The following is a 12,098-nucleotide window of genomic DNA, read 5'->3' on the forward strand; positions in this document are numbered from 1 at the left end:
GCGCCGCGCAGGGTGCATAACCTTTGACGATGGAAAGCCGTGACGCGCCCGGACGGGCCAGATTATCGGATGTCGCAAGGCGCGCGGGGGTGTCGGCCTCGACCGTCAGCCGGGTGCTGTCCAATCCGGGGGTGGTAGCCGAGGCGACCCGCGCGGCGGTGATGCAGGCCGTGGCCGAGACCGGCTATCGGATGAACCACGCAGCACGCAACCTGCGCAAGCAAAGGACCGGCTGCGTCGTGGCCCTGCTGCCCAATCTGGGCAATCCGTTCTTTGCCAAGATTCTGGATGGTATGGGCCGGGAACTGGCTGCCGGGGGCTATGACCTGCTGGTCGCCGACACGCTGGAGGACAGCGGCCGCCATACGAGGCTGGACCGTTTTCTGGACCCTTCGCGCGCGGACGGAATCATCTTGCTGGACGGGTTGGCGCCATTTGGCGATCTGGCGGGCCGGCCGGACCTGCCGCCGGTCATCTCGGCCTGCGAATGGATCGAGGGCGCGGATCTGCCCCGCGTCATGCTGGACAATCGCGAGGGAGGGCGGCTGGCCGTGGCGCATTTGCGCAGCCTTGGCCACGACCATATCGGCCTGATCGGCGGCCCGCCCGGAAACGTGCTGCACAAGGCGCGGCAGCAGGGCGCGCATGACGCCGCCGGCGCGGCGCGGATCACCCATTTCGCCGGCGACTTTACCATGCAATCCGGGCAGCAGGCGGCGCAGGTCTGGCAGGATCTTGCCCCGGCCGAGCGCCCGACCGGCGTCTTTGCCTTTTCCGACGAGATGGCCTGCGCCTTCATGTCCGGGCTTCAGCGGGCAGGCCATGTCGTGCCGCGCGATGTCTCGATCATCGGTTTCGACGATATCGAGCTGGTGTCGCATCTGACCCCGGCGCTGACCACGATCCGCCAGCCCAAGCGAGAAATCGGCCGCAAGGCGGCGCGGATCATTCTGGACCGTATCGCCGGGCGCGAGATCCCGCCCGTGACGCTGCTGGAGCCCCGGCTGATGCTGCGCGAAACCACCGCACCGCCGCCTTGAACGGCAAAGGGCGCCCCTGCGGACGCCCCTTTTTCGCTTGATATGGGCCGGTTCAGTCGGCGCTGGCCTCGTCCAGACGCAGACCTGCGGGCACACCATGCAGGTCGTGGATCGGCTTGACCTCTCGGCCGGCACCGCCAGCCATCACGCGGTCGAACTGTTCGCGGTCCAGCGCGCCTTCCCAGCGGCTGACGACGACGGTGGCGACGGCATTGCCGATGAAATTGGTGATCGAACGGCATTCCGACATAAAGCGGTCCACGCCCAGGATCAGCGCCATGCCGGCAACCGGCACCGTCGGCACCACCGAAAGCGTCGCGGCCAAGGTGATGAAGCCCGCCCCGGTCACGCCCGCCGCCCCTTTCGAGGACAGCATCGCAACCAGCAGCAGCAGGATCTGCTGTTGCAGCGTCAGGTCGATATTCGTCGCCTGCGCGATGAACAGCGCGGCAAGGGTCATGTAGATATTGGTGCCGTCCAGGTTGAAGCTATAGCCGGTCGGAACGACCAGACCCACGACGGAACGCTTGCAACCGGCCTTCTCCATCTTTTCCATCAGCGCGGGCAGCGCCGATTCCGAGGAAGAGGTACCCAGCACCAGCAGGATCTCGGCCTTGAGATAGGAAATCAGCCGGAAGATCGAGAACCCGTTGAGCATGCAGACCGTGCCCAGGATCACGATAATGAACAGCGCAGAGGTCAGGTAGAAGGTCCCCACCAGCGTCGCAAGGTTCACCACCGAGGCGATGCCGTATTTGCCGATGGTAAAGGCGAAGGCGCCGAAGGCGCCGATGGGCGCGGCCTTCATCAGGATATCGACCATGCGGAAAACGGCGTGGCTGGCGGCTTCGAACAGATCGACGACGGGCTTGCCCTTCTCACCGACCAGAATCAAGCCGATGCCGAACAGGATGGCGATGAACAGCACCTGCAGGATGTTGCCGTCGACAAAGGCCGAGGTCAGCGTGTTCGGGATGATGTCCATGACAAAGCCGGTCAGGCTGGATTCATGCGCCTTGGCGGCATAGTTGGCCACCTTGCTGGCGTCCAGCGACGCCGGGTCGATGTTCATCCCGGCACCGGGACGGATGAGATTGGCGGTGATAAGCCCGACGATCAGCGCCAGTGTCGAGAATGTCAGGAAATAGCCGAACGCCTTGCCGACGACCGAGCCCACGCCCCGCAGCGTGCCCATGCCGGCCAGCCCGGTCACGATGGTCAGAAAGATGACCGGGGCGATGATCATCTTGACCAGCTTGATGAAGCCATCGCCCAGCGGCTTCAGCGCCTCGCCCGTTTCGGGATAGAAATGCCCAATCAACGCCCCGGTGACGATTGCGACAAGAACCTGAAAATAAAGATGTCTGTAAAAGGGGCGCGGTGCGTGTACCGCCGGCACTACCGTGGTGTCGATTTGCATGGGGCCTCCTCCGACCTGCGTGTAACGATGACGTGACGGGCATGATAAATTCCCGGGCGGCCGCGCCCAAAATCCGGGCGCATGACGGCAATGCGTTGTAATCATAGCTTTTTGTTCAAAAGCACCATGCATATCTGTGTGGTTTTCCGCACAAAACGGATCTGCTAGTGTGAAAACCCGCACAGCCGGCTCGCAAGGGGAAACATGGCCGCCACCACCGATTCGCAGGATGAAAGCCCGCATATGATGCTGTGGCGGCTGATGATCGCGGCGGGGCTGGTGCTGGCCTTTCTGGCGGCGCTGGTGCTGACGTTTCGGCTGGCCCATGACAACGCCGCCCGCACCCTGACCGAGCGGTTGGAGATCAGCGCGCGCAGCCGGGTGCAGACACTGGAAAGCGTGCTGGCCAAGCAGCGCGCCGTAGCCACGGTGCTGTCGGACGACGCCGCCGTGCGGCTGGCCCTGATCGAGCCGTCCGAGGCCAATGTCTCGCGCGTGTCGCAAAAGCTGGAGCGGTTGCAGGACCAGACCAGCAGCGCTGTGATCTATCTGCTGAACAGCGACGGGGTGGCGATCGCCGCCTCGAACTGGCACGATCCCGACAGTTTCGTCGGCATGGACTACAGCTTTCGCAGCTATTTCAGCGACGCGCTGCTTAAGGGAGAGGCGACGCAATTCGCGCTTGGCACCGTCAGCACGCGGCCCGGCCTTTATCTGTCGCATGACGTGCCCCAGCAGGATGAAACGCTGGGCGTCATCGTGGTGAAGGTCGAATTCGACGCGATGGAGCAGGGCTGGGCGCAGGCGGCCGAGACGACGCTGGTCACCGACGACACCGGCCAGGTGATCCTGACCAGCACGCCCCGGCTGCGCTTTGGGCCGCTGCCGCCGGTTCCGGCCGGGCGGGTCTCGGCCCGGCTGGATGTGCCCGGCGCGGGATGGACGCTGTGGATCCGCGCCCCCTCGACCGAGGCGGTGCGGGCGGCGCTGCTGGCCGCTGGGACCGTGGGCTTTCTGTTCACCCTGCTGCTGGCCGGAGGGTTCTGGGCATTGCGCGCCCGCACCCGCGCCGCCCGCCGCGCCGAGACCGAGCGCCGCTATCGCGCCGATCTGGAACGTGCCGTGGCCGAACGCACCCGCGACCTGTCCGAGGAAATGCGCGAGCGCCGCACCGCCGAGCAGCGGCTGACGCAGTTGCAGGGCGAAATGGTGCAGGCCAACAAGCTGGCGACGCTGGGCCAGATCACCGCCGGCGTGGCGCATGAGGTGAACACGCCCCTTGCCACCATTCGCCTGCTGGCCGAAAACGGCCGCCACATGCTGCCTGCGGGCGATACCCCCGATCTGGATCGCAACCTGTCGCAGATCCTGCGCATGTCCGACCGCATCGCCCAGATCACCACCGAATTGCGCGGCTTTGCCCGCAAGGCGACGGGGGAACTTGCCCCGGTCTCGCTCAAGGATGCGCTGGATGCGGCGCTGCTTTTGACCGCCAGCCGCCGCAGGGCGCAAAGCGTCCGCCTGATCCTGCCGGAAATCCCGCCCGGTCTGCGGGTGCTGGCCGAAACCGTGCGGCTGGAACAGATCATGGTGAACCTGATCCAGAACGCGCAAGAGGCGCTGGAGGGCAGACCCGACCCGGAGATCCGCATTGCCCTGTGCGACGACGGGCCGATGCTGCGGCTTAGCATTTCAGACAACGGGCCCGGACTTCCGCCGCAGATCGCCGCCAATCTTTTCACCCCCTTTGCCACCAGCAAGCCCGAAGGTCTGGGCCTTGGGCTGGTGATCTCGCAAGAGATCGCGCGGGACTTCGGCGGCAGCCTGACCGCCGAGCCGCCATGCCAAGGGCAGGGTGCGACCTTCCACCTCGACTTGCCGAAAGCGCCATGAACAGCACGCCCCTTGTCCGCCTTGTCGATGACGACCCCGACCTGCTGGAGGCGCAGTTGCAGGCGCTGGAACTGGCCGGATTCCGTGCCGAAACCTTTACCGACCCGGCCAAGGCGCTGGAGGGGTTGGGCCCCGAATGGCCCGGCGTGGTGCTTAGCGATGTGCGCATGCCGGGTATGGACGGGTTCCAACTGTTCCACCGGATCCATGCGCTGGACCCGGATTTGCCGGTGATCCTGCTGACCGGGCACGGCGATGTTCCCATGGCCGTGGCGGCGCTGAAGCAGGGGGTCTATGACTTTCTGACCAAGCCGGTCGGCGGCGGCACGCTGGCGGCGGCGCTGGCGCGTGCGGCCTCAAGCCGGGCACTGGTGCTGGAAAACCGTGCGCTGCGCCGCCAGCAACAGGACAGCGCCGCGCGCGAGACCCGACTGATCGGGCAAAGCCCTTTCATGCAGCACCTGCGCGAAACCATCGCCCGCGTGGCCGAGGCGGGCGGTGATCTGCTGATCCTCGGCCCCGGCGGCTCGGGCAAGGAAACCGTCGCCCGCGCCATTCACCGCCAAGGCCCGCGCCGCGCGCGCGCCTTTGTCCATATCGCCTGCGCCGCGCTGGACGAATCGCGGTTCGAGGCCGAAATGCTGGGGGTCGAGCCGCAGGGCCGCTCTGCGCGCATCCCCGGCCGGTTGGAGGCAGCCCATCGCGGCACGCTTTATCTGAACGAAATCGACGCGCTTTCCCCCGCTTTGCAGGCCCGCCTGCTGGCGCTGATCGAGGCGGGCGCGATCCAGCCGCCCGGCACCGCAGCACCGCGCCCGCTGGACCTGCGCGTCATCGCCTCGACCCGCACCGATCTTGAGCGGCGGATGCGCGAAGGGCAGTTTCGCAGCGACCTTTACTATCGGCTGGCGGGCGTCACCCTGACCCTGCCGCCTCTGGTCGAGCGACGAGAGGATATCCCCGAACTGTTCCGGCATTTCCTGCTGACGGCGGCGGCGCGGCTGAACCTGCCGGTCGCGCGCGTCACCGGCGCGGTCAAGGCTCGGCTGGCCGGATATGGCTGGCCCGGCAACCTGCGCGAATTGCAGCAATTCGCCGAAAGTCATGCGTTGGGGCTGTCATCCTTTGACCCGCCGCAAGAGGGCGGCGAGGCATCGGGTCTGGCCGACCTGGTCGCGGATTACGAGGCCGAACTGATCCGAGAGGCGCTGCGGCTTGCCCATGGCAACGCGACGCAGGCCTTGGGCCGGCTGCGCCTGCCGCGCAAGACCTTCTATGACAAGCTGGCGCGGCACGGCATTCGCCCCGCCGATTTCCGGGGCGGCGGCGACTGATCCGCAGGGCCTTCAGGCGGTGACGGCGTCGGGGTGTTCCGGCAGGCGGGTGCCATGATCCGCGATCCATGCCAGCGCACCGGCCAGAACGGCATCATGCACGGCTGCGCCGATCGCCTCTCCCAAGGGCGTATGCAGCCCGGCAAAGGCGGTCTGCCCGGCATCGCAGGCCACGGCGATGCAATCGGTGCCGGTGCCGGTCGCACGCCCGGTCGGCAGGTCGATGCCTGCGGTCAGGATGGCGGCGGTGCGGGCCTCGGCCACGATGCTTAGTGCCTCGATCATCGCGGCATCGGTCAGCCCGTCCTCGATCAGCAGGGCGATGTTGATGGTGCCATAGCCCTGCGGCGGAACCCCGCGACGGCTGCCCACACGTTCGGCATTACCCAGACCCACCGTGGTGAGACAGGCCACCGGGCCGGCGCAGGCCAACTGGTGATAGGTCAGCGCGCGAGAGGTCATCATGCCCACATCCCCGCCATGGCCGATCCGCGCCATCTCGGCCGCAAGCCAGCGCGGCGCGTCCAGATCGGGCGTCAGGTCGGCGTCGCGCACCTGGCGAAAGATGATATGCCGGGCGCTGGAAAAGCCCGGATGATGCGGGGCAAAGGACAGCACGCGCCGCACCCGCCCCAGATCCGCCGCAAGAAAGGGCGGGGCCAGCTTGACCCGCAAAACCGTCCGTTCCGTCGCCATCACCCCATCCCCGCCATACGCCCGGCCGGTTTGCGCCATTGCGGCGCGGCGATCAATGGGATCGGTCACGCGCGCTAGATATGCAGCGCGTGGCCAAGGGCGCGCAGGCAGGCTTCGTGCAGTGCCTCGCCCCGGGTGGGGTGGGCGTGGATGGTGCCGGTGATGTCCTCGAGCCGCGCGCCCATCTCCAGCGCCAGCGCAAAGCCGCCGGCCATTTCCGCGACATCCGCGCCGACGGCCTGAATGCCAAGCACCTCGTGCGTGTCCTCGCGCGCGGTGACGCGGACAAAGCCCGCCTCGTCTGCCGCCGTCATCGCCCGGCCATTCGCGGCAAAGGGGAACAGCCCGGTGATGACCTTCAGGCCCTGTGTCGCGGCCTCGTCCGGGGACAGGCCGACGCTGACGATCTCGGGGTCGGTAAAACAGACCGCGGGAATCGCGCGCTTGTCCCAGACCAGCCGCTTGCCGGCGACGATCTCGGCCACCATCTCGCCTTGGGCCATGGCGCGGTGCGCCAGCATAGGCTCGCCCGTCACATCCCCGATGGCAAAAACCCCGGTCATCGAGGTGCGGCACCGTTCATCTATGCGGATAAAGGGACCGGCCATGTCCAGCCGCAGGCTCTCTACCCCCGCGCCGGTTGCGCGTGGGCGGCGGCCGACGGTGACAAGGACCTTGTCGGCCTGAATATCCTCGGCCCCGTCGACACCGGCGACGCGCAGCGCCCCGCTGTCCGACAGCCCGCCGGCGCGCGCGCCGGTCAGCACCCGGACGCCCAGCCCTGTCAGGCGCTGCGCCACGGGCCGGGTCAGTTCGGCGTCATATTGCGGCAGGATGCGCGGGGCGGCCTCGACCACCGTCACCTCGGCGCCCAGCTTGGCATAGGCGATCCCCAGTTCCAGCCCGATATAGCCGCCGCCGACCACGGCCAGACGTCCAGGCACTTCGGTCAGGGCCAGCGCATCGGTCGAAGAAATCACCTTGCCGCCAAAGGGCAGCGACCGCAGTTCGATGGGCTCGGACCCGGTGGCCAGAACCAGAACCTCGGCGCGGATCTGCACCGGGCCTTCGGGCGTATCCACCAGCACGGTCTTGCCGTCGCGGACCGTGGCCTGGCCAGTGACCAGCCGCACCTTGGCCTTGCGCAAAAGCGTCGCCACGCCGCCGGTCAGCCGCTCGACGATGCCGTCTTTCCATTCCACCGTCGCCGCCAGATCCAGTTGGGGATCTGCCGCGGCAATGCCCATCGAAGGTTTCGAGGAAAGCTGTGTAAGTTGATGAAATTCATCGGCGGCATGGATCAGTGCCTTCGAGGGGATGCAGCCCACGTTCAGGCATGTTCCGCCCGGAGGCTGGGCATCCACGATCACCGTGTCCACCCCCAGTTGCCCGGCACGGATTGCGCAGACATAGCCGCCCGGACCGGCGCCGACGATCAGCAGTCTGCATTGGATCTCGCGCATAGCTCAGCCCTCCACGAAGATCAGCGCCGGGGTTTCCAGCAGTTCTTTCAGCCGCGCCACGAAGACGGCGGCGTCCCAGCCGTCGATCACCCGGTGGTCGAAGCTGCACGACAGGTTCATCATCTTGCGCGGCTCGAAGGCCGTACCGTTCCAGAACGGCCGGACCGCCAGCCGGTTGACGCCGACGATGGCGACCTCGGGCACGTTCAGGATCGGGGTCGAGGCGATGGCCCCCAGCGGTCCCAGCGAGGTGATGGTGATGGTCGAGCCGGTCAGTTCGTCGCGGCGCGCCGTGCCCTCTTTGGCGGCGGCGCCGACGCGGGCGATCTCGGCGGCGGTGGCGCGCAGGTCCAGCGCCTCGGCGTGGCGGACCACCGGCACCATCAACCCTGTGGGCGTTTGTGCCGCAATGCCGATATGAACCCCGCCAAAGCGGTGGATCAACCCGGCGTCGGCGTCGTAATGCGCGTTCAGGATCGGCTGTTCGCGCACCGCCCGCACGATGGCACGGGCGATAAAGGCCAGCGGGTTCAACTTGACCCCTTTTGCTTGCGCGTTCAGCCGGGCACGCAGGTCCTCCAGCGCGGTGGCGTCCACCTCTTCGACGATGGTGATCTGGGGAATGCGGTTCGCGGCCTCCATGCGTTCGGCGATCTTGCGACGCAGGCCGATGACGCGGATTTCCTCGACCGAGGTATCGGCCTGCGGACCCGAGGGCGCGGGAACGCCGCCCGAGGCGATGAAGGCATCCAGATCCTCATGCCCGATCCGGCCGGCGGGACCAGAGCCGCGCACCAGACGCAGATCCACCCCGGCCTCGCGCGCCCGTGCCCGAACCGCGGGCGAGGCGATGGGTCTTTCGCCTTCGGGCCGCAGCGGCGCGGCAGAGGGTGCAGCAGCGGCTGGCTTGGGCTGTTGAGTCTGCGGTTCCGGCGCGGGCTCTGGCTCTGCCTTGGCCGGTTCAGCCGCAGCCGGGGCGGGCGCAGATGTCGGCGGGACGGCGGCGGGCACAGCAGCCCCCGCATCACCCGCGACATTGCCCGGCCCGTCCACCTCCAGCCGGATCAGTTCAGCCCCGACGGCGATCACGTCGCCCGGCTGACCTGCCTGCCAGACCACGGTGCCGGTGACCGGGCTGGGGATTTCGACCGTGGCCTTGTCGGTCATGACGGCGACCATCGGGTCGTCCTCGCGCAGGGTGTCGCCGGGCTTGACCAGCCATTCGGCGATCTCTGCCTCGGCGATGCCTTCGCCGATATCGGGCATGCGGATTGCGTGAATACCCATGTCAGGCCACCTCGACCAGTTGACGCAATGCCTCGGCCACCCGAGCGGGGCCGGGGAAATAGCTCCATTCATGCGTATGCGGATAGGGCGTGTCCCAGCCCGCCACCCGCCGCACCGGCGCTTCCAGTTGCCAGAAGCACTCGGCCTGAACCAGCGCCGCCAGTTCCGCGCCATAGCCCGAGGTCAGCGTCGCCTCGTGCAGCACCAGACAGCGGCCGGTCTTGTTGACCGAGGCGGCGATTGTTTCCATGTCCAGGGGCAACAGGGTGCGCAGGTCGATCACCTCGGCGTCGACACCGGATTCCTCGACTGCTGCCAGCGCGACATGGACCATGGTGCCATAGCTCAGCACGGTCGCGGCGCGGCCCTGACGGCGCACCACCGCCTTGCCCAGCGGCACGGTGTAATGCCCCTCGGGGACCTCGCCCAGTTCGTGGCTTTTCCATGCCGTAACGGGCCGGTCGTGATGGCCGTCAAAGGGGCCGTTATACAGCCGCTTCGGTTCCATGAAGATCACCGGATCGGGGTCTTCGATGGCAGCGAGCAGCAACCCCTTGGCGTCGCGCGGGTTCGAGGGCACCACGGTCTTCAGACCTGTCACATGGGTCAGCAGCGCCTCGGGCGACTGGCTGTGGGTCTGGCCGCCAAAGATGCCGCCGCCGGTGGGCATGCGTATCACCATCGGACAGGTGAACTGCCCGGCCGAGCGATAGCGCAGCCGCGCCGCCTCGGACACGATCTGATCATAGGCCGGATACATGTAATCGGCGAACTGGATCTCGACCACCGGCTTCAGGCCATAGGCCGCCATGCCGATGCCTGCACCGACAATGCCGGATTCGTTGATCGGCGTGTCGAAACAGCGCGTCTTGCCGTATTTCGCCTGCAAGCCGGCGGTGCAGCGGAAAACGCCGCCGAAATAGCCCACGTCCTCGCCAAAGACGACCACGCTGGGGTCGGCGCCCATGGCCACGTCCAGCGCGTCGCGGATCGCCTCGATCATCGTCATGCGTGCCATGTCAGAACCCCGCCTCGTGACGTTGCTTCAAAAGATGTGGCGGCATTTCGGCATAGACATCCTCGAACATGCCGGCGGGGCTGGGGTGCTGGCCGTGATGCAGGGTGCCGATGGCCTCGGCGCGCTTTTGCGCCTCGGTGATCTCGGCCAGAATCTCGGCCTCGGCCTGTTGGTGGCGTTCGTCGCTCCAGATACCCAGCGCAATCAGGTGGTTCTTGAGCCGCAGGATCGGGTCGCCCAAGGGCCACGCCGTGCTTTCCTCGGCCGGGCGATAGGCGGAGGGATCATCCGAGGTCGAATGCCCGCCCGCGCGATAGGTGACGTATTCCACCAGCGTCGGGCCAAGGTTGCGCCGGGCGCGTTCCGCCGCCCATTTCGCCACCGCCAGTACAGCCAGATAGTCGTTGCCATCGACCCGCAGCGAGGGGATGCCAAAGCCCAGACCCCGGGCCGCGAATGTGCCCGCACCGCCGCGCGCTATGCCTTGGAAGGTCGAGATCGCCCACTGGTTGTTGACGATGTTCAGCACCACCGGCGCCTTGTAGGTCGAGGCAAAGACAAGCGCCGCGTGAAAGTCGCTTTCCGCCGTCGAGCCGTCGCCGATCCATGCCGCCGAGATCTTGCAATCCCCCGATATGGCCGAGGCCATGGCCCAACCCACCGCCTGAATGAACTGCGTGGCCAGATTGCCCGAGATCGAAAAGAAGCCATGCTCGCGCGAGGAATAGCAGACCGGCAACTGGCGGCCGAGCATCGGGTCCTCGGCGTTCGAAAAGATCTGGTTCATCATCGAGCTGAGCGGATAGCCCGCCGCGATCAGCAGCCCGGCCTGACGATAGGTCGGAAAGTTCATGTCGCCGGGTGCAAGGGCGCGCTGGAATGCGCAAGAGATCGCCTCTTCGCCCAGATGCTGCATGTAGAAACTGGTCTTTTGCTGGCGCTGCGCGTTCAACATCCGCGCGTCATAGATGCGCAGCGTCATCATGTGGCGCAGGCCGGCCAGCAATTCCTCGGGGGTGATGTCCAGCCCCTCGGCCCAAGGACCGACCGCCTGTCCTTCGCGGTTCAGCACGCGGATGATGGTAAAGGCCAGATCGCGGATGCCTTCGGGATCGGCGTCCACATCGGGACGGCGCACGGTGCCGGCGCGCGGGATCGCCACATGCGAAAAATCCGGCTGGCCGCCGGGGCGCACCTCGGGCTCGGGCACGACAAGGCTTAGCGGCGGATACTCATCGGGGTCTGGCCTCTGCATCGGCACCTCCTCATACCTTGGGAACCTGACGCAACACCCGGTTTTAACGGGCGTTCCATGGCTCCTTCCCAAAGGGATGATGCCACAAAACGTCGCAAAATCTTCTTTCTTTATTTCCGGCTGTCAGCCAATATGCAAAATATTCTTCTGGCAATCAGGCATATTATGAGCAGTCCTTCTGCACCGCGGCAACTTGACGCGATCGACCTCAGGATCCTGCGGGCGCTGAGTCGCGATGGCCGGCTGTCCAACAGCCAGCTTGCCGAAAAGGTCGGGCTGTCCCCCAGCCCCTGCTGGCAACGCACCCGCCGGCTGGAAACCGAGGGCGTGATCAAGGGCTATACCGCGCTTCTGGACCAGTCGCGCCTTGGCGCCGCCGAAACGGTCATCATCGAGATCACGCTGGAACGTCACGACGACAAGGTGCTGGAGGAATTCGGCCGCGCCATCGCCGCGATCCCCGAGGTGCAAGAGGTTTACCTGACCACCGGAGAGTATGACTATTTGCTGAAGGTCGCGGTGAACGGCACCCGCGGATACGAGGAATTCCTGCGCCGCAAGCTTTACCGGGTGCCGGGCATCCGCAACGCCCGCTCGATCTTTACCCTGCGCTGCCTGAAGGAACGGGGCAGCATCCTGCCGCTGCTGTCCGAAACGGACTAGCGCCGCAGGGGCTGTGAGGCAGGCAATGG

10 protein-coding genes are annotated in these 12,098 nt (G+C 66.6%); 4 read left to right on the forward strand and 6 right to left on the reverse strand.

Annotation, left to right across the window (positions count from 1 at the left end; translation table 11 throughout):
- Positions 1-29: 29 nt before the first annotated feature.
- Entirely contained in the window at positions 30-1,040 is a 1,011-nt protein-coding gene (locus tag JWJ88_RS11920) for a LacI family DNA-binding transcriptional regulator (protein ID WP_205295591.1), read from the forward strand.
- Between the two features lie 52 nt (positions 1,041-1,092).
- Here the strand turns inward: JWJ88_RS11920 and JWJ88_RS11925 are convergent, their stop codons facing one another.
- Entirely contained in the window at positions 1,093-2,460 is a 1,368-nt protein-coding gene (locus JWJ88_RS11925; RefSeq protein ID WP_205295569.1) for a dicarboxylate/amino acid:cation symporter, read from the reverse strand.
- 204 nt (positions 2,461-2,664) lie between these two features.
- Between JWJ88_RS11925 and JWJ88_RS11930 the strand changes: the two genes are divergently transcribed.
- Together JWJ88_RS11930 and JWJ88_RS11935 are read left to right on the forward strand one after the other, a co-directional pair.
- A complete protein-coding gene (locus JWJ88_RS11930; protein ID WP_205295570.1) occupies positions 2,665-4,353 on the forward strand; it encodes a sensor histidine kinase in 1,689 nt (562 codons plus the stop codon).
- Positions 4,350-5,687: a sigma-54-dependent transcriptional regulator gene (locus tag JWJ88_RS11935; protein ID WP_205295571.1), complete on the forward strand. Its 1,338-nt coding sequence runs from the start codon at positions 4,350-4,352 to the stop codon at positions 5,685-5,687. Before JWJ88_RS11930 ends, JWJ88_RS11935 begins: the two co-directional genes overlap by 4 nt.
- 12 nt (positions 5,688-5,699) lie before the next feature.
- Here the strand turns inward: JWJ88_RS11935 and JWJ88_RS11940 are convergent, their stop codons facing one another.
- The 5 genes from JWJ88_RS11940 to JWJ88_RS11960 all read right to left on the reverse strand — a co-directional run bounded on the left by JWJ88_RS11940 (position 5,700) and on the right by JWJ88_RS11960 (position 11,406).
- Positions 5,700-6,383: an adenosylcobinamide amidohydrolase gene (locus JWJ88_RS11940; protein WP_240200257.1), complete on the reverse strand. Its 684-nt coding sequence runs from the start codon at positions 6,381-6,383 to the stop codon at positions 5,700-5,702.
- A gap of 74 nt (positions 6,384-6,457) precedes the next feature.
- On the reverse strand, positions 6,458-7,846 hold the full coding sequence (gene lpdA / locus JWJ88_RS11945) for a dihydrolipoyl dehydrogenase (RefSeq protein ID WP_205295572.1): 1,389 nt from the start codon (positions 7,844-7,846) through the stop codon (positions 6,458-6,460).
- 3 nt (positions 7,847-7,849) lie between these two features.
- Positions 7,850-9,133 carry a dihydrolipoamide acetyltransferase family protein gene (locus tag JWJ88_RS11950; protein ID WP_205295573.1) on the reverse strand — a complete coding sequence of 428 codons (1,284 nt, stop codon included), beginning with the start codon at positions 9,131-9,133 and terminating at the stop codon, positions 7,850-7,852.
- 1 nt (position 9,134) lies between these two features.
- Complete coding sequence (locus tag JWJ88_RS11955) at positions 9,135-10,151, reverse strand: alpha-ketoacid dehydrogenase subunit beta (protein ID WP_205295574.1); 1,017 nt, start codon at positions 10,149-10,151, stop codon at positions 9,135-9,137.
- A 1-nt stretch (position 10,152) separates the two neighbouring features.
- Positions 10,153-11,406, reverse strand: coding sequence for a 3-methyl-2-oxobutanoate dehydrogenase (2-methylpropanoyl-transferring) subunit alpha (locus JWJ88_RS11960; RefSeq protein WP_205295575.1), 1,254 nt, complete (start codon positions 11,404-11,406; stop codon positions 10,153-10,155).
- A gap of 165 nt (positions 11,407-11,571) precedes the next feature.
- Here JWJ88_RS11960 and JWJ88_RS11965 point away from each other — a divergent pair, with 165 nt between their 5' ends.
- Positions 11,572-12,069, forward strand: a complete 498-nt coding sequence (locus JWJ88_RS11965) for an Lrp/AsnC family transcriptional regulator (RefSeq protein WP_205295576.1) — start codon at positions 11,572-11,574, stop codon at positions 12,067-12,069.
- Positions 12,070-12,098 lie beyond the last annotated feature (29 nt).

Origin of the sequence: Paracoccus methylovorus (assembly GCF_016919705.1) — a bacterium.
Taxonomy (GTDB): Bacteria; Pseudomonadota; Alphaproteobacteria; order Rhodobacterales; family Rhodobacteraceae; genus Paracoccus; species Paracoccus methylovorus.